Source organism: Streptomyces sp. NPDC012510 (assembly GCF_042955065.1).
Taxonomy (GTDB): domain Bacteria; phylum Actinomycetota; class Actinomycetes; order Streptomycetales; family Streptomycetaceae; genus Streptomyces.
Genome location: NZ_JBIBEN010000003.1, coordinates 68,792 through 87,418, shown reverse-complemented (window position 1 = coordinate 87,418; position 18,627 = coordinate 68,792). Strand labels below are relative to the sequence as shown.

Here is an 18,627-nt window from a genome sequence, read left to right as displayed (position 1 = left end):
GGGACGCGAGCAGGCGAGGCGGTAGGCGGCCGCGGCCCTGCGTCGAAGTCTCCGCGAGTCCGGAACGGCCGGCGCGCCGACCGCCTCGCCCCCTACGTCCTGGTCGCTCCAGCTGTCCTGATCATCGTGGTGCTCCGGCTCTGGCCACTGGGATTGGGTGTCAACTTCTCCTTCACCGGTGACGGCGAACGCAACGGCGCCACGGTCGGGTTCGACAACTACGCGGAGCTCATCGACGACCCGCTGTTCCGCACCGCGCTGCGCAACGTCGGATGGCTGGTACTGCTGCTGCCGGTCGCGGTCGCGATCCCGGGACTGCTCGCCACCTTCATCTACCTGCGGGTGCCAGGGCATTCGTTCTTCCGGAGCGTCTACTTCTTCCCGGCTGTGCTCTCACCGGTGATCGTCGGCGCGATCTTCAACCTGCTCCTGGCCTTCGACGGTCCGCTGAACACAGTGCTCGGCGGCACAGGAGTCGGCCCGGTCGACTGGCTCGGCGATCCCGACGTAGCCATGTTCACCGTCGTCGGCGTGCACATCTGGGCGACGTCAGGGATGGCGCTGGTGGTGTTCCTGGCCGGGTTCGCGACCCTGGACTCCGCACTTCTGGACGCTGCCCGGGTCGACGGCGCCTCGCTCGCACGGATGATCTGGCACGTCATCATCCCGGGTCTGTCCCGCACCATCCAGTTCGTCGTCGTCACCACGATGATCGGGATGCTGACCTCGATGTTCGGGCTGCTCTACGTCATGACCAGTGGTGGCCCGGAAGGGTCGACCTACCTGCCGGAGTACTACATCTGGGTCCAACAGGGACAGATGAGCCGCCCGGCGCTCGCGTCGGCCGCGTCCACAGTCCTCTTCCTCGTCATGCTGGCCGTGGGCCTCCTGCAGGTCGGCCTGCTGCGCCGGGCGGGGAGGGAGGACTGATGTCCCGCCTGGGGCCGAGCAGATGGCTGGTCGCCGTACCGATGGGGCTCCTCGCCCTGGCGACGATCTACCCGCTGCTGTTCACCGCCAACGTCGCGACGAAGACCCGCCGGGAGTACATCCTCGACCGGTTCTCCCTGGCGAGCACTCTCCAGTGGGACAACCTCAGCACCGCGTGGAACAGCGTCGGCATGGGGCGGTACTTCCTCAACTCCGTGATCGTGGTGGCCTGCGCCGTAGCGCTGTTGCTGCTCATCGGGTCCATGGCCGGGTTCGCGCTGGCCCAGGTGCGGTTCCGTGGCTCGTCCGCGCTGGCTCTGGTCTGCCTCGCGGCACTCTTCATCCCGTTCCAGGTGATCATGGTGCCGCTGGCAAGGATCATGGCCGACGGCGGTCTCATCGACACCTATCCGGGGCTGGTCCTCGCCTACGTAGCGCAGTTCCTGCCGTTCACCGTCTTCTTGCTGACGAGCTACTACCGCGCGGTGCCCACCGAGCTCGTCGACGCCGCACGGATCGACGGAAACACCCTGTACGGCGTCTACCGGCGGATCATGCTGCCGATGGGTGCTCCGGCACTGCTGTCGGTGGGCATCCTCGACGCGCTGTTCTGCTGGAACGACGTGCTCATCTCGCTGCTGATGATGCCGTCGGCCGACCATCGCACCCTGATGGTGGGCATCACCTCACTGCGCGGCCAGTACTCCGCCGACATCCCCACCTTCGCAGCCGGTGTCCTGATCGCCGGCCTACCCGTGTTGGTGACCTACCTGTTCCTGCAGCGCCAGATCGCCGACGGCGTGACGGCCGGATCGACGAAGGGCTGACGCATGCGCATCACCGGGTACAGAACCCTGACGACGGCGCAGCGATGGGGACGACCCGTCGGTGACGCCAACGGCGTCTACGCCGACGGCGTCGTGCCCGTGCCGGTCGTCATCGTCGAGACCGATGAGGGGATCACCGGAGTCGGCCTGGGACCGCACGTGGAAGCCGAGGTGATCTTCGCCGCCATCGACGGCCAGGACCCGCGCGCGGTGACCGCCCTCTACGACCGCATGCTGCGGCACACCTTCAAAGCCGGGCATGCCGGCGTGGTGTTCGGCACGATCGGCGCGTTCGACACGGCGTTGTGGGACATCAAGGCACAGGCCGTGGGTGAGCCGCTGTGGCGGTTGCTCGGCGGCAACGACCGCGTGGTCGACGCCTACGCCTCCGGCCTGGACATCGGCCTCACCGACGACGAGCTCGTCGCCACCTACCAGGTCTATGCCGAACGAGGGCTGAGGGCGGCGAAGCTCAAGGGTGGCCTGGACATCGAGCGTGACCGGCACCGGCTGTCGCTCGTACGCGAGGTACTGACCGAGGCCGCGCACGGGAGGCGGCCAGGGCTCATGCTGGATGCGAACGAGGCCTGGAGCCGCAAGCAGGCGGTACGCCACGTCGGTGAACTGGAACGCGCACTCGACCTGACCTGGATCGAGGAGCCGGTCCGGCGCTGGGACGCCGACGGCCTGGCCGCTGTCAGCCGTGGCGTACGGACGGCGGTCGCCAGTGGGGAGAACCTCACCGGCCTCGAGCAGTTCCGCCCGCTGATCGCGGCGGGAGGCGTCGACATCGTCCAGACGGCCGCGGTCTGGGGAGTCACCCACTTCCTGCGTGTCGCCGCGCTGGCACACGCCTACGACCTGCCGGTCAGCCCGATCGGCAACACGCCTGTCGCGCTGCTGCACGCCGCGGCGTCGGTGCCCAACCACCTCGTCAGCGAACTGCAGGGCCTGCAGCCGCCGATCGGCGTCGCGATGGACCTGCACGTCGAGGACGGCGCCTTCGTGCTCGGCGACACGCCGGGCCTGGGCATTCGCATCGACGAACCGGTGATGACCGCGGCCCGTCAGCGAACGGCACACGCACCCGACGGACCGCACATACGGCCGGAGCAGGCCGGCCGGCGGCTGCTCGCGGTCACCCCTGGACCATGCCGATCCACCGCGGAAGGGACGTTCGACACCATGGGGATGGAGGATCGATGAAGACGGTTGTCCACCGCCGGGTGCGCACCCGCGAGATCGAGAGCCGGGTCGCCGAGGCGCCGGCACTGGCGAAGGAGTGGGGCGGGCCGGCCCCGGTGAAGGAGTGGGACGGGCGCGGCGTCGACGTCAACCCCATCGCACGGGGCTGCATCGCCACCGACAACCCGGAGGCGTTACGCGCCGACCCACGGCGCAGCCAGGCGATCCTTGCCCGGATCCCGGCCGGTCGCTGGAGACGCGCCGACGATCTCGCCGGGGCCACGGTCTTCGTCGCCTCCCCGGCGTCGGACTGTGCCAACGGCATCGTTCTTCCCGTTGATGGCGGACGGCTGGGGCGATGACGGGCCGCCGAGTATTACCAGCCGGCCGCGCCCCAGACGATCGCGGGTGCGAACTTGAGGGGGGCGACGTGCGCGGCACCTGGGGCGGGCTTGCCCGAGGCAACGTGTACGGGGTCCTGAAGCGAGGCAGCCGAGCCGACGAGCCGAACCTGGTCGTCGCCGCACAGGCCGGCGATCCACGAGCGCTCGACGACCTGGCCGCGACGTACCTGCCGCTGGTATACGCGATCGTGCGCAGGGCACTGGGTGAGCGTGTGGACGTCGACGACGTGGTGCAGGAGACGATGCTGCGGGTACTTCCCGAGCTGCGCACGTTGCGCGCCCCGGAGTGCTTCCGGCCCTGGCTGGCCACGATCGCGACACGACAGATCAGCACCCATCTGCACCGGCGGCAGGCGGACGCCGAACGGACGGCGCCCCTCGACGCCGTGGCCGACCCGCCGGACGCCGACGCCGAGAACCTGGCCCTGATCCACGTCGAGCTGTCCGGTCATCGCCGAAAGACCGTACGCGCCAGTCGATGGCTCGACCCGGACGCCCGGGCGCTGCTGTCGCTGTGGTCGCTGGAGACCGCGGGCCGGCTGACGAGGACGGAGCTCGCGGCGGCGCTGGGAACGAGCGTGGCTCACGCGGGTGTGCGCGTCCAGCGGATGCGTAACCAGCTGGAGCTGAGCCGGTCACTCGTCGCCGCGCTGGAAGCCAGCCCCCGGTGCCCACAGCTGACCGCCGCGCTGGGGGGCTGGGACGGCGTACCGAGCACGCTGTGGCGCAAGCGCATCATCCGGCACACCCGATCCTGTGCGGACTGCGGTCGGGCCGCCGACGAACTGGTACCTCTTGAGCGGCTGATCGTCGCCTTGGCGCTGCTCCCGTCCCGTCGGCGCGGTCGGCCATGGTGTTTCGGCACTACGGCGAATGCGACTGCGACTGTTCAAGCCGGCCGCCGATAACGAAAACGCCGGAATTCACACACGTCTGTCACTCCAATTCGCCTCAGAAATGGTTATGAGGGGTGGCCGTCAATAGTCCCGTTTCTCCGGTCAGTTGCACGATGGCTCAAGCCCGCAGATATCGACGGTTCCCTCTTGAATGGACCATGTCAATCTGTCAATGTTGCAGTCGTCGACCCGCAACATTCCCCATTCATGACCTGTAACGGGGGAAGCCGAATGCGATCTGGGGATTGCCGCGCCAACACAGTGAGGTGGCTCCGACTTCGAAAGGTGCCGGTGATGAATGAATGCGTACACTCGGCCGATCCGCCACGGCGGCCCCGGGCCCGAGCGATATTTCCCCTGCGGTCAGCCCGGTCAGCCCGGTCAGCCCGGTCAGCCCGGTCAGCCGGGTTGGTCGCGGCCGGCATGGTGCCGCTGTTCACGGGCACCGCCGAAGCGGCGTCGACATTGGGCGCCTCGATGGAGGAGAAGGGCCACCACTTCGGCGCCGCGGTCGGAACGTTCAAGTTCTCCGAAAACACCCACGTGTCGGTTCTCAACCGTGAGTTCCCCATCCCCCTGCCGTGGCGGACGGGGCTACTCACCCAGACCAACTCTCCCGGCTGACCGGAGACCCGGGGGAAGCCGGGGGAGCGAGGCTTTCCAGGCGCCACGGCAGCGGCATGACGCTGACATGCTCTCTGCACGAGCGATCTGGGAGGGGGCCGGCGCGGAGAGGGCAAGCTCCGCGCCGGCTCGGCCGGCTGCCGCAAGGCGGCCTACAGCAAACGGATCCCGCACAGCGCAGACGTGACCACACCGCCAACCGGGAAGGCACGACCATGCCCCACCCCCATCGCCGGCGCTACCTCGCCCGGGCGCTCGCCTGCATCCTGACCGCTCTCGGCGCGCTCGCGGTCGTCGAGCCCCAGAGCGCCTCGCCGGTCGCCGCCGACACCGCACAGTTCCGCGGTGTCAACTGGGCCCGGCTCGGTGACAACTTCCACGGTGGACCGCTGGTCCTGCACGGGTTGAGCGGCTCCGACAGCTACCAGACAGTCGTGGCGAAGGCCAACGCCGTCTACACCGGCTTCGAGAACAACCTCGGCGCGAACACCGTGCGGCTCCCGATCAACACCTACACAGTCGGGACGAGCTGGTGGAGCGCGTACACGGGCGCGATAGACGCAGCCACCGCGAAGGGATTCAAGGTCGTCCTCTCGTACTGGGAGGACGGAGTGGCCGCCCGCGGCGGTCGCATCGTCAACCCGAGCGCCTTCGACACCATGTGGAACACCGTGCTAGCCCGGTACGGCACCAACAGCCTCGTCTACTTCGAGCCGATGAACGAACCGGCGGGACACAGCGCCGGCGAGTGGGCGAACGTGGTGAGCAACTGGATCAACAGCCACCCGTCGATTCCGCGGAACCGCGTCTTCGTCAGCGGCGCCGGCCTGAACACCGACATCAAATCCATGTGCGCCGACCGCCGCCTTGACGGGACGTTCCTGTCGCTGCACCACTACACGTTCTTCAGCGGCGCGAAGACCTACGACCAGTGGGTGGCGTACCTGCGGAACGCGATCGGCTCCTGCGCCGACCGCACTGTCGTCGACGAGTTCGGCGCGCCGATGGATACCGGGCTGAACTACCACGACGCCGGCAGCACCGACAACTTCGTGCGCTACTTCCGGGCCACCACCACGGTGCTCCGGGAACTGGGGATCGGCTCCATCTACTGGCCCGGGCTGGGCGGGAAGATACGCGCCGGCCAGGGTGACGACTGGTATGCCATGCAGAAGCTGCACGGCACCGGTACCAACCTCACGCTCAGCACCCCCAGCACCAGCGGCCGCGAGCGCCTCAGGTACGGCTGGGGCTTGGACGGCGATGTCCCCGCCCCGACGAGCCTGCTGCGCAACGTCGGCACCGGGCGCTGTCTGGACATCCCCGGCGGAACCGCGGCGAACGTCCAGGTCCAGGTGTCCATCTGCGCCAACACGGTCGGCCAACAGTGGACCTTGACGGCCGGCGGACAGATCACCGCACTAGGGGGCCAGAAGTGCCTGGATGCGTACAGCAGCGGGACGACGAACGGCGCCGTGGTCGGCACGTGGGCGTGTAACGGCGGCGACAACCAGCGTTGGACGGCGGGCGCTGACGGCACCGTCCGCAGCGTTCACTCCGGCCTCTGCCTCGACGTGAACACCGCCACTTCCAAGGTGCAGCTTTGGGCGTGCTGGGGCGGCGACAACCAGAGATGGCAGATCCAAGACACCGACGCGCGACGCGACGCCCGACTCGGAGGACACGGCGGACACGGCGGTGATAGCGGATACAGCAGACACGGCGGATACAGCGGACACGGCGGACGGTGACCGCCGGCCGCGGCCGAGCCGATGGCAACGGCCTGCGGCTCGTCGGAGAAGACAACGTACGGCCGTCGCCCTTCTCACCGGCGGTTCGTCATCACCGAAGTCAGTGACCTGCTCCAGTCCGTGAAGGGAGAACGACATGTCCGAGGTGACACGCAGACGGTTTCTCGCCGCGGGTGCGGCGGCTGGAGCAGGGATCGTGCCGGGTGGGTGGACGGCCACTGCCAGGAGCGGCTCGACCGCGCCGCCGGAGGTCATGGCCGCCAACGACCTCGCCCTGTGGTACGACAAGCCGGCCGGCGCGGATTGGCTGCGGGCACTGCCGATCGGCAACGGACGCCTCGGCGCGATGGTGTTCGGCAACGTCGACACCGAACGGCTGCAGCTCAACGAGGACACCGTCTGGGCCGGCGGTCCGTACGACTCCGCCAACACCCGCGGCGCGGCCAACATCGCGGAGATCCGACGGCGGGTCTTCGCGGATCAGTGGGGGCCGGCGCAGGACCTGATCAATCAGACGATGCTGGGCAGCCCGGCCGGACAGCTGGCCTACCAGCCGGTCGGAAACCTTCGGCTCTCCTTCGGCAGCGCTACCGGCGCGTCGCAGTACAACCGGACGCTGGACCTCACCACCGCCACGGCCGTCACGACCTACGTGCTGAACGGCGTGCGGTACCAGCGTGAGGTGTTCGCCAGCGCAGCCGACCAGGTGATCGTGGTCCGGCTGACGGCCGACCGGGCCAACTCCATCGCCTTCACCGCCACCTTCGACAGTCCACAACGGACCACGGTGTCCAGCCCGGACGGGGCCACGATCGCCCTCGACGGCATCTCCGCCACCATGGAGGGCATCACCGGGCGGGTCCGGTTCCTCGCCCTGGCCAACGCCGCCGTGACGGGCGGCACGGTCAGCAGCTCGGGCGGCACGCTGCGGGTCTCCGGCGCCACCAGCGTGACGCTGCTGGTGTCGATCGGCTCCAGCTACGTCGACTTCCGGAAGGTCGACGGCGACTACCAGGGGATCGCGCGGCGCCACCTCAACGCTGCCCGCGACGTCGGCATCGACGGACTGCGCAGCCGCCATCTCGCCGACTATCAAGCGCTGTTCAACCGGGTGTCGGTCGATCTGGGACGTACGGCGGCGGCCGACCAGCCGACCGACGTACGGATCGCACAGCACGCGCAGGTGAACGACCCGCAGTTCTCCGCCCTGTTGTTCCAGTTCGGCCGGTATCTGCTCATCTCGTCCTCGCGGCCGGGCACCCAGCCGGCGAACCTGCAGGGCATCTGGAACGACCAGATGGCTCCGTCCTGGGACTCGAAGTTCACCATCAACGCCAACCTGCCGATGAACTACTGGCCCGCCGACACGACGAACCTGTCCGAATGCTTCCGCCCGGTCTTCGACATGATCGACGACCTGACCGTGACCGGCGCCCGGGTGGCCCAGGCGCAGTACGGCGCCGGCGGCTGGGTGACGCATCACAACACCGACGCGTGGCGGGGCGCCTCGGTCGTCGACGGAGCGCAGTGGGGGATGTGGCAGACCGGTGGCGCATGGCTGGCCACCCTGATCTGGGACCACTACCTGTTCACCGGTGACACCGACTTCCTCCGTTCGAACTATCCGGCCCTGAAGGGCGCCGCCCAGTTCTTCCTCGACACCCTGGTCGCCCACCCGACGCTCGGACACCTGGTCACCAACCCGTCGAACTCTCCGGAGCTCGCTCACCACGCGAACGCCACCGTCTGCGCGGGGCCCACCATGGACAACCAGATCCTGCGCGACCTTTTCCACAGCGTCGCCCGCGCCGCCGAAGTCCTCGGCGTGGACGCCGGCTTCCGCGCTCAGGTACTGGCGGCCCGGGACCGGCTGGCGCCGACGCGGGTCGGCTCCAGGGGCAACATCCAGGAGTGGCTGGCCGACTGGGTGGAGACCGAGCGGACTCACCGGCACGTCTCCCACCTGTACGGTCTGCATCCGAGCAACCAGATCACCAAGCGCGGGACACCCCAGTTGCACGAGGCGGCGCGGCGGACGCTGGAGCTGCGCGGTGACGACGGGACGGGATGGTCGCTCGCATGGAAGATCAACTTCTGGGCACGGATGGAGGACGGCGCCCGCGCCCACAAGCTGGTCCGGGACCTGGTGCGGACGGACCGGCTCGCGCCCAACATGTTCGACCTGCATCCACCATTCCAGATCGACGGCAACTTCGGCGCCACCTCGGGCATCGCGGAGATGCTGTTGCAGAGCCACAGCGGCGAACTGCACGTGCTGCCGGCGCTGCCGGCTGCCTGGCCCACCGGGCGCGTGAGCGGACTGCGCGGCCGCGGCGGATACACCGTCGGCGCCGAGTGGAGCAGCGGGCGGATCGAGTTCGTCGTCACACCCGACCGAACCGGTGCCGTCCGGGTGCGCGGTCGGATCTTCACCGGCGACTTCACGCTGAAGGACGATTCGAGCGGCGAGTCGGTCCAGCCCAAGCGGCTCGAGGCCGATCTCATCGAGTTCGCCGGCCAGGCCGGCCACACCTACCGTGCGTCCGCACTCAGGTCGGGTCCGGTGGAGGCTGGCGTGGCCTATCGGCTGGTGGCCCAGCACAGCGGCAAGGCCGCCGACATCAACGGCGCGTCCACGGCCGCCGGTGCGCGGCTGATCCAGTGGCAGATCACCGCCGGTCCCAACCAGCACTTCGAGTTCCTGCCCTCCGACGGCGGGCACTACAAGATCCGGCTTGGGCACAGTGGTCTGGTCCTGCAAGTCGCCGGTAGCGGCAGCGGCGCCGACATCACCCAGCAGCCGGACACCAACACCGCCGGCCAGCAGTGGCGGACAGTCGACCACGGCGGTGGCGTGATCAGTCTGGTCAACCGGCAGAGCGGCCTCGCCCTGGACGTGTGGGAGGCATCCACCGCCGACGGAGCCCGCATCTCCCAGTGGGCAGCCACCGGCAGCACCAACCAGCGATTCCAACTCGACCGCATCCAGCCCCAGGGCGAACTGCGGCCCGATCGACCAGGGAGAGCCGTGTCACCTAGCAGCGAGGGAGTCGCATGATGTCGATCCGCAGATTGTTCTCCTGGCGAGCCGTGTTAGCGGCATTGCTCGTTCTTGCCATGGCCGACGTGGCGGGAGCCAGCGCTGCGCCCGGCACGTCGCCCACCGCCGGGGCCGTCCTCGCGGGGACTGCCGGATGTGGACGTGCCCCCACACTGACGAGCGGTACGCACACGATGCAAAGCAGCGGTAAGAGCCGCTCCTTCATCCTGAGCATCCCTGAGAACTACGACAACACCCGCCAGCATCGACTGGTCTTCGGATTCCACTGGTTGGGTGGCACGGCCGGGCAGGTCGCCGGCGGTGGAAGCGATGGCGATGTCTACGCCCACTACGGACTCCGGCGACTGGCGAACAACAGCGCGATCTTCGTAGCTCCGCAGGGCATCAACAACGGCTGGGGCAACTCCGGCGGCGAGGACGTGACCTTCGTCGACGACATGATCAGGCGTATCGACAACGACCTCTGTGTCGACACCACGCAGCGCTTCGCCCTCGGCTTCAGCTACGGCGGAGCCATGAGCTACGCACTCGCATGTGCCAGGCCGAACGTCTTCCGTGCGGTCGCCGCGATAGCCGCGCCCGGCGGGATCAGCGGGTGCAGCGGGGGCACCCAGCCCTTCGCGTACATGGGAATCCACGGCATCAACGACAACATCGGCGCCGGTCGCGGGATGCGGGACAGGTTCGTCAGGAACAACGGCTGCACTCCCCAGAACCCGCCGGAGCCCGCGCAGGGCAGCCGCACCCACATCACCACCGCCTACTCGGGCTGCCGAGAGGGATATCCGGTCGTCTGGGCCGCGTTCGACGGAGGTCACCAGCAGGGCCCCGTGGACGGGTGCGCCGGCTGTGAGAGCGGCGCCAGGAGCTGGGTCAAGGGAGAGGTCTGGAGCTTCTTCACGGGCGCTGACCCGAACCCGACTCCCCCGGACCCGACCACATTCCGGCTGCGGAGCCAGTCCGCCGGCCGATGCCTGGACGTCAGCGGTGCCGACTCGTCCAACGGCGCCCCGATGATCATCTGGGACTGCCACACCGGCCCCAACCAGCAGTTCACCCAGACCGGACAGACCCTGCGCGTGATGGGCAGATGCCTGGACGTGCCGAGCAACGCCGCCTCCGGCGCCCGAGCACGGATCTGGGAATGCACCGGAGGCGCGAACCAGCAATGGAATGTGAACACCGACGGAACCGTCAGCCACGTCCAGACCGGACTCTGCCTGGACGTCGACGGCGGCAGCACCGCCAACGGCGCCGCGGTGATCGTGTGGAACTGCCACACCGGCGTCAACCAGCGCTGGGCCCGAACGTAAGCAGAGGTGCGAGGCGGCCGCGGTAGTCGCGGCCGCCTCCATCTCCAGTCGGCCCGGCCTTTCGGAAGTCTGTCTCAATCAGCCGGCACGGCACCCTTGCCGACCTGACTGTCCATCAGGCGAAGGCCCGGCCGGGGCGGTCGGCGCGGAGCCCATGACCTTGGCCTCGGAGAAGGTCGCGTCAAGGTCGACAGCGCCGTGCCACAGGCTCGACCCAACTGACGTAGCGTCAGGTCTGTTCGGTCGGCGGGTGCCAGAATCTGGCCCGCGACCTGCACTTTCGCGGTGATCGCGGTTACACCACTCGGCGGGACGCCCTCCAGTGCAGGACGACGGCTACCTAACGTCCGGGCGCCAGACAGGTTGGAAAGACCCGAGGCCGGTCAGTCCCGCCCCGATGGCCGCGGCGTCGACGTGCCTACGTGCCTACGCGCCAGTGCCGCCTGCTGCCTCTACGCCCCCCGGCTGACGACGCCCTGCACCGGCGGTACACCGTCCTTGTACAGCTGCCCCGACATGTAGCGCACCCGTGCAGAGGCTGGTCTTCGTTGCCAGGACGCCGGAGTCCGGTGAGCGGCGATACGGGGCGAGATCGACACTGTCATGAGGTGAGGCGTGCCGACTGGCTGTTGCTGTCGTGGGGCTCTATCGATGGCGGGCCCCGCGTCCTCACCTGTGCCCCGAAGCGTCTCGCCTGCTGGCGCTCAGAAGGCCGGTGCGGATCGCTCCGTGAGCTGGTTCTGTTGCCGTGCACCGAGTACGGCTTCTCGCAGCCGTTCCTGAGCGATCGTCAGGCACGCGTAAACCGCTCCTTGTGCCGTCGACAGACCGATCTGATGCGGACCCGTCCTGATCTCTGGCACCGCTGGGAGGTTTTGGTCGAGCCGCTCGCGCACCTGGGGAAGGACGACGTCGACGAGCGGGCGCAGCCGGCCCACGAAGTAGACCGACTCCGGGTCGAGCGTCACGGCGACGACGCTGACAGCGGTCACGATCGCGGTGGTGAACGCCTGCAGCACTTCGGCGTGGGGCTCCTCGGTGTGCGGTTGCAGCCAGAGGTCCTCGATGCGCTCCAGGTCGAGCCCCCGCTTGCGGGCGAACCGGAGGAGGCCTCGGGTGCTCAGCAGTTCGTCGAGGTTCTCGTCGTCGACTCCGGAGGAGAGCGCACCGATGTCGCCGAAGGTGGGGGTCCTGCCGCGGGCGAGCTCGTGATCCGTGCAGCCGGCGAAGTTCAGTATGGTGCTGAGGCTGAAGAGCGCGGCGTTGGTGACGGTTGCGTCGTCGGTGAGGATTCCGAGCAGGGACACGTTGGCATCGCTGTCGAGGAGCACGGGGGCCTCGATCAAGCGTTCGGCGGTTTGCTGGAGGCCTGAGCCCGCGAAGATTCTCATCGACTCCGCGGGGCCGAAGATCTCCGTGCCGCCCCGAACCCGGCCGGGCACCGCGGTGACGATCTGACGCAGAGGACCCTGGGCGGATCGGGCGGCCCGCGTGATGAGTTCGGCCAGCCATCGCGCGGCGTCCTCGACCTCCTGGTGATCGGCGGTGGGAACCGTCAAATGCTGGATCTCACGACCCCTCAGGTCGGTCACCAGCACACTGGTGGTCTGGGCGCCGAAGCTGACACCGGCGACGTGCCCGGTCGTGCCGGGAAGGTCCAGGTAGGTGGAGCGGCGGCCGCGGCCGGTGATCTCATCGACCCCGCCGTCGACGACGAAGCCGTCGGCACGGAGCTCCTCCACGGCTCTGGAGACCGTGGCCTTGCTCAGGCCCGTCAGCTCCATGAGCTTGTTCCGCGTCAAGGGCGCGTGGGAGAGGACTACGTCGAGGACGGATGCCTTGTTGTAGTCGCGTGAGGTCGGGTTGGTCACGTGATGACCATAGCGAGCCCGGTACGCCGATAGGGCAGGGACCGGTCTGGGCGGTACGACCAAGGGTTTCGACGCGGTGAGCAGGGGGCGTTTGGTCGGATCCGTCGCTCCCGCACGGGCGCGCGCGAAGGGGTCCGTGTCGGTGTGTTCTGCTTTGCCGGACGGTTCTCGACTCATCTGTCATGCACTCCGCAGGGTTTGTGAAGGACGCCCACGAGTGCGTCGCCGCGTTGCGGCGAAGCCTGGAAGGCGGGGGCGACGACCAACTGACTGCCGGCAGTGAGCGTCCGGTCGGATGGCTTGAGCCCCACTGCCGTCAAACATGGGCGGAATGGCCGGAACGACCTCGATGTCGTCGGGCCGACGCCCTTCGTTTGGGCGGCTTGACCGCGCACCATCAGCATACCATTTTTAGTTTCAGGCTGTAACTGCAACAAAATCGTTGACGTCTCGCCGCCTCCCAAGCGCGGAACCTGAGCGTTCAGCTCCCTTCGAGACTCTCGGGGCGGCAGCTGTGCGGGCAGTGGTGGCGCTGGAAGACGCTGGGGGGAGGCTGCGGGCTCTGCGTTCCGGCGGCGGCAGCAACCGCCGGTGACGCTTCGACGGTGATCGCGTGCTCTGTCCGGGTGGCGGCGGGGCCATCAGAGGGAGCCCTGCTGGGCACGGCCCAGGCCCACGTACTCCGGCCATTGCGATGGTCGCAGGCTTCCCTGACTGCTGGGGCTGCTGCCCTCAGCGGTGGCCCCACGCGTCGGCTCTCTGGCCCGCCGCAGCCGGCCTCGCAGTCGTCGACGGGCTGCTTCTGCTGCTCGGTTTGGGCACCGCCCCGGTGGGTGCTGCGCCAGCGTGTCACCTGCGCAGCCGAGTGTATTCCGGCCACCGCTGCCGCACGGTTGGCCAGACGGCTCCCGGCCGAGGGGAAGGCGCCTGGCGAGCAAAGGCCCAGCTCAGGCGCCTTTTTTCGTGCCTCTAGAAGAAGCCCAGCTTCTTCGGCGAGTACGACACCAGCAGGTTCTTCGTCTGCTGGTGGTACACGCCTCCCATGTCGCTGACCTGCCGAAATAGCTTTGGTTGAGGCGGGTGGCGGCTTGATGGTCCGGGAATGGCCCGGATCTTGGCCCGAGGCCCGACCTGGCGGACTCAGCTCTACCTGGGGAGGTGGAGCCCCATGGCTGTCCTGTGGCCGGCTGGGTTACCCGACAAGCCGGTTCAGGACATGGCATGCACGCCCGACCCCGTCCTCGGCCGTCAGCGCACGGCCCAGTCGGCGGGCCGCCTCAGCATGGCCGCTGTCCCTCGTGACGGCTCGCAGGCGGCCGGTGAGAGCGGGGACGGTGAGCTGCCGGGAAGGCAAGGGCTTCGGCCCCACTCCGAGGCTGTGGACCCGGTCGGCCCAGTAGGGCTGGTCGCCGAAGAACGGGCAGACCAGGGACGGCACTCCAGAACGCAGGGCCGAGGCGGTGGTGCCCGCACCGCCGTGATGGACCACCGCAGCCATACGGGGGAACAGCCAACTGTGGGGCGTGTCCCCGACCACGAGCATGTCGTCGTCACTCGTGGTGGGGTCTCCGGCCAGGACTCCACGCAGTCCCGCGCGCCGCAGTGCGGCGCGTACGACGCGGTCGGTGGCCTCGGGGTCGCTGGTTCTCATGCTGCCGAAGCCCACGTACACGGGTGGGGGTCCGTCGTCCAGGAAGTCGAGCAGGCGCCTTGGCGGTTTCCACAGTGGCTGTTCGTGGTGCCAGAAGCCGGTCATGTGGACGTTGGGTCCCCAGTCGGTCGGCCGGGGTACGACGGTGGGGCTGAAGGCACACAGCACGGGGGCATGGCGGACTCGGCGGAAAGGGCCGAGCGGGGAGAGGGCGGGAAGACCGAGGCTCTCCATGCGCCAGGCGTTGATGAACGGGCGGGAGACCAGCCACGATCCCAGGTTGACCGCCTCGAAACTGAGACGGTTCCCGAGGGATCCGAGGAGGCGTGCGGCCGGCGTGAACGGGTGGGGGAACACGCCCGTGGGCTGGCTGGGCTGGAAATGGATGATCGCGTGCGGGACGCGCAGATACTGGCTGAGGTGGATGCCCAGAAAGCCGAATGTGGGCGCAAGGACGAGATCGGCTCCCTGCGCACCGGCCTGGGTCTCGGCGAGCAAGCGGGAGAACAGGGGACGTACGATCCGGTTGATGCCGCGGATGAAGGCCGCAGGATTGCGTCTGCCGGCCAGCAGTTCCTGGCCTTCGGGCGACTCGATGATCTCGGTGGGGTCCGCCGGGAGCGAGTGGAACTGCAGTCCTGCCGCGGTGATCAGTTGCTGGTAACGGGCGCTGGCGAGCAGGCGGACGGCATCGCCCTGACGGCTCAGTGCCCTGCCCAGCGCCAGGCATGGCTGGACGTCGCCACGCGACCCCGCCGCGAAGATCACTACTGTGCGGCCCATGCCCCCCTCGATCCATCCAGTTCCTTCATCACTGTGGGCCAGATGCGGTGCAGTTCCCGCTCCCAGTAGGGCCAGGAATGCGTCCCGGGTGCGTAGAGGTTCGTCGTGACGTCGACGCCCACCGAGCGGAGCGATTCGGCGAATTTGCCCACCGATGCCGGGAGTGCGGCTTCGGCGAGCGCGCCCACAAGGGTCACACCGAACGGATTGCCGTTATCCAGGGGTCCGGGTGTTCCGTTTCCCGTGGACAGGTGGACCTTGGTTCCTCGGAAGGCGCGTGGCATGGCGGACGGGTTGTGGGCCTGCCAGATGTCGTCGCGTTTCTTTGGGTCGCCCCAGATGTCATGAAGATTGGTTCCGTCCCCGAGGGAGCCGAGGTCGAGGAGGAAACGCACCAAGGGGTCGTTGAGGTCGACGTACGAGCTCATGGAGGCCGCGTACCGGAACATTCCCCGGTGACGCGCCGCATAGTTGAGCGCGCCGAACCCCCCCATGGACAGGCCGATGACGGCCCGGGAGGAGTTGGCCCGGAATCTGCTCTCCATGAGCCGGACCAGTTCGCTGGTGTGGAACGTCTCCCAGCGGGGCCTGCCGACGTACCAGTCGGAGTAGTAGCCGTGTCTCCCGCCGTCGGGCATCACGACGAGTGCGCCGGAGTTCTCGGCCAGTGCCTCGACGTCAGTCTCGCGCGTCCAGGAGGTGTAGTCGTCCTCCCCGCCGTGCAGCATGTACACCACGGGGAACGTGCGTCTCCTCTCGCTGTGCCAGCCTTTGGGGAGGATGACACGGACCGGCACGGAGCTTCCCATGGCCCGTGACAAGACGGTCAGATCCAGCGTGCGCTCGTCGAGCCTCCTGATGCCTGTGATCCAGGCGCCGGTGTCGGCCGAGCGCGATGGGTGGTCCGGGCCGCTGGTGGGCACGGCTGTCGCGGTGCCGCACAGCGGTGTGAGGAGCAAAAGACAGGCGAGGAGTGAGAGGCCGGTGAGTCGTGCGCGGCCGGTGAACAGTGTGGGGGCGGATGGCATGGGCTGCGGAACTCCTTGGGGCGGGTGAAGCCTGGAACGACGGGACACAGGCGGGAGCGGAGAGGAGTCCCGGGCCGACCGCTGGCACGATGCACGGCCCAGCCCGTGCTGAGCGGCTCACGGCTCCCGGGGGTCTTGGCCACGGGGGCCACGGTCGTCACGAGACTGCGAGCGGCGTGCGTGACAAGCCAGGGCGGCGGGTCGCGATACCTCCTCAGGTGCTCGCCACTCCTGTCCTGCCGCCGATGCCGGTACCCAGCCGTCAGCGTCGGCTCCGCGCACTGGGGTGCTTCGGTCCGTGCTGCGGACATGGCAGGGCGGCCGTCCCGGGTGCCAACGGATCGTCAGAACCGAAGTGAACATATACGTGCAGACCATGTCGAGGTGGGTGATCAAAGACCAGCCGACACACCGATTTGATGTGAATATGATCAACCGATCGCACGTCACCTGGGGCAGGGCATCTGCCGTGTCGGGGGCGACCGCGACCATGGCGATGAGGTGTCTCACCGCGGTCCGGTCAGGCAACCGGATCACCGCTCCGTGGTCGGCCGTCCATGTCATCGCCGGGTCCCGTCCGTTGGAGGGGATGAATCGGGCCGGAGCCCGAAGGCCGACGGCTCCGCCTGAAAGATCATCCGGACGGCTGGGTGCGCGTTCGGCCCAGTCCGCGCCGGCCACCGGGCGGCCATGTCATTACACCCTTCGAGCAACGGCACGCATGCCGCTCCACCTCAACTGACCTGTGTCTTTCCTCCAAGGAAGAGCCAGGCGGGGGCTGTGCGGTTGCGACGCGACGAGGCAGGCAGCTTGCTAGGTACAAGTGGCAGGTCAGATCAGCCGGTGAACTGAAGGGCAGGGCTCCACGCGGCCCGGAGTGAGGGAGAGTCGATGAGCACGACCATGTCCGAAGCCGTCATCGCGGGTGCCGACGGGGATGCACTGGAGAAACTGCCTTTGCCCGAGCGGTTCGCCGCGGCGACGGTGCGTCTGGCTGACGTCAGGATGTTCCAGGACGTCGACGACAAGGATGTGCAGAAGTCTCTCATCGTCGACGAGGTCCCGATGCCCGAACTGGCTCCGGACGAGGCACTGGTCGCTGTGATGGCGAGCTCCATCAACTACAACACCGTGTGGACCGCGATGTTCGAGCCGCTGCCGACGTTCCAGTTCCTGAAACAGATGGCAAAGGCCGGGGGATGGGAGCGGCGCCATGACCTGCCCTACCACGTCGTGGGGTCGGACGCCGCAGGCGTCATCGTGCGGACAGGGTCGTCCGTGCGCAAGTGGAAGGCCGGAGACCACGTCGTGGTGGCCACCGCGTACGTCGACGACCAGGACCATGACACACATCGGGACGGCATGCTCGGCGAGGGACAGAAAGCGTGGGGCTTCGAAACGAACTTCGGCGGACTGGCGCACTACGCGATCGTGCGGGCAAGCCAGCTGATGCCCAAACCAGGGCTGCTCACCTGGGAGGAGGCGGCCGTCAATCCCCTGTGTGCCGGAACCGCGTACCGCATGCTGGTCAGCGATCGCGGAGCGCACATGAAGCAGGGCGATGTGGTGCTGATCTGGGGTGCGACCGGGGGGCTCGGTTCCTACGCGGTGCAGCTCGTCCGTAACGGTGGCGGTATTCCGGTGGGCGTGGTGAACTCCCGCCGGAAGGCTGACCTGCTGCGGTCTCTCGGATGCGAGGTCGTCATCAACCGCTCGGAGATCGACGGGGGAGACGCCACCCTGCTGCAGCAACCGGAAGGCTGGAAGAAGATCGGCGCCGCCGTGCGCGACGCGGTGGGCGAAGACCCGCACATCGTCTTCGAGCACGTCGGCGAGAAGACGTTCGGGGCCTCGGTCTTTCTCGCCAGACGCGGAGGGACAGTGGTCACGTGCGGTTCCAGTACCGGATACCAGCACACCTACGACAACCGCTACTTGTGGATGCGACTCAAGCGGATCATCGGAAGCCACGGGGCCAACCTGCACGAGCAGTGGGAGGTCAACCGGCTGCTCAGCATGGGCCGTCTGCTGCCGGCCCTGTCGAAGACATACCCATTGGATGAGGTCGCAACGGCTGCCCGGAGCGTCCAGACCAACCAGCACATCGGCAAGGTGGGCGTTCTGTGTCTGGCCCCGCGTCCTGGGCTGGGGGTGACGGACCCGCAGGCCAGGGCACGAGTGGGCGAGGACCGTCTGCGCACCTTCCAGGGCTGGATGAGTGAGTCCGATGATTCTTCCGGCCGTGACCATGGTGAAGGGCGCCGGTTGGCTCGTGTGTGAAGACCAACCTTGGCGTTCATCGG

13 protein-coding genes are annotated in these 18,627 nt (G+C 68.2%); 10 read left to right on the top strand and 3 right to left on the bottom strand.

Features of this window, described 5'->3' with window-relative positions:
• Window positions 1–129: 129 nt before the first annotated feature.
• The 9 genes from ACFY9I_RS05905 (at window position 130) to ACFY9I_RS05865 (ending at window position 10,991) form a co-directional block, all read left to right on the top strand.
• Window positions 130–930 (top strand): ABC transporter permease subunit, encoded by an 801-nt coding sequence (locus ACFY9I_RS05905; RefSeq protein WP_390998050.1) that lies wholly within the window; start codon window positions 130–132, stop codon window positions 928–930.
• The gene (locus ACFY9I_RS05900; RefSeq protein WP_390997199.1) at window positions 930–1,757 is read left to right on the top strand and encodes an ABC transporter permease subunit; all 828 of its coding nucleotides are present in this window, start codon (window positions 930–932) and stop codon (window positions 1,755–1,757) included. Before ACFY9I_RS05905 ends, ACFY9I_RS05900 begins: the two co-directional genes overlap by 1 nt.
• Before the next feature lie 3 nt (window positions 1,758–1,760).
• Entirely contained in the window at window positions 1,761–2,963 is a 1,203-nt protein-coding gene (locus ACFY9I_RS05895) for an enolase C-terminal domain-like protein (RefSeq protein WP_390997196.1), read from the top strand.
• Complete coding sequence (locus ACFY9I_RS05890; RefSeq protein ID WP_390997194.1) at window positions 2,960–3,304, top strand: SDR family oxidoreductase; 345 nt, start codon at window positions 2,960–2,962, stop codon at window positions 3,302–3,304. The genes ACFY9I_RS05895 and ACFY9I_RS05890 overlap by 4 nt, the downstream gene beginning before the upstream one ends.
• Before the next feature lie 68 nt (window positions 3,305–3,372).
• Window positions 3,373–4,254, top strand: a complete 882-nt coding sequence (locus tag ACFY9I_RS05885) for a sigma-70 family RNA polymerase sigma factor (protein ID WP_390997192.1) — start codon at window positions 3,373–3,375, stop codon at window positions 4,252–4,254.
• Window positions 4,255–4,665: 411 nt separating this feature from the next.
• The gene (locus ACFY9I_RS05880) at window positions 4,666–4,866 is read left to right on the top strand and encodes a hypothetical protein (protein WP_390997190.1); all 201 of its coding nucleotides are present in this window, start codon (window positions 4,666–4,668) and stop codon (window positions 4,864–4,866) included.
• A gap of 215 nt (window positions 4,867–5,081) precedes the next feature.
• A complete protein-coding gene (locus tag ACFY9I_RS05875; RefSeq protein WP_390997187.1) occupies window positions 5,082–6,617 on the top strand; it encodes an RICIN domain-containing protein in 1,536 nt (511 codons plus the stop codon).
• A gap of 136 nt (window positions 6,618–6,753) precedes the next feature.
• Entirely contained in the window at window positions 6,754–9,675 is a 2,922-nt protein-coding gene (locus ACFY9I_RS05870) for a glycoside hydrolase N-terminal domain-containing protein (protein ID WP_390997184.1), read from the top strand.
• Window positions 9,672–10,991: a ricin-type beta-trefoil lectin domain protein gene (locus ACFY9I_RS05865; RefSeq protein WP_390997181.1), complete on the top strand. Its 1,320-nt coding sequence runs from the start codon at window positions 9,672–9,674 to the stop codon at window positions 10,989–10,991. The genes ACFY9I_RS05870 and ACFY9I_RS05865 overlap by 4 nt, the downstream gene beginning before the upstream one ends.
• 704 nt (window positions 10,992–11,695) lie before the next feature.
• Here ACFY9I_RS05865 and ACFY9I_RS05860 read toward each other — a convergent pair.
• The 3 genes from ACFY9I_RS05860 to ACFY9I_RS05850 all read right to left on the bottom strand — a co-directional run bounded on the left by ACFY9I_RS05860 (window position 11,696) and on the right by ACFY9I_RS05850 (window position 16,324).
• Window positions 11,696–12,862, bottom strand: coding sequence for an ROK family protein (locus ACFY9I_RS05860; RefSeq protein ID WP_390997179.1), 1,167 nt, complete (start codon window positions 12,860–12,862; stop codon window positions 11,696–11,698).
• 1,192 nt (window positions 12,863–14,054) lie between these two features.
• The gene (locus ACFY9I_RS05855) at window positions 14,055–15,296 is read right to left on the bottom strand and encodes a nucleotide disphospho-sugar-binding domain-containing protein (protein ID WP_390997176.1); all 1,242 of its coding nucleotides are present in this window, start codon (window positions 15,294–15,296) and stop codon (window positions 14,055–14,057) included.
• Window positions 15,281–16,324 carry an alpha/beta hydrolase-fold protein gene (locus tag ACFY9I_RS05850; RefSeq protein ID WP_390997174.1) on the bottom strand — a complete coding sequence of 348 codons (1,044 nt, stop codon included), beginning with the start codon at window positions 16,322–16,324 and terminating at the stop codon, window positions 15,281–15,283. The genes ACFY9I_RS05855 and ACFY9I_RS05850 overlap by 16 nt, the downstream gene beginning before the upstream one ends.
• Before the next feature lie 891 nt (window positions 16,325–17,215).
• On the opposite strand from ACFY9I_RS05850, the gene ccrA reads away from it, so the two are divergent.
• A complete protein-coding gene (gene ccrA / locus ACFY9I_RS05845) occupies window positions 17,216–18,604 on the top strand; it encodes a crotonyl-CoA carboxylase/reductase (protein WP_390997172.1) in 1,389 nt (462 codons plus the stop codon).
• The last annotated feature ends 23 nt before the right edge of the window (window positions 18,605–18,627 follow it).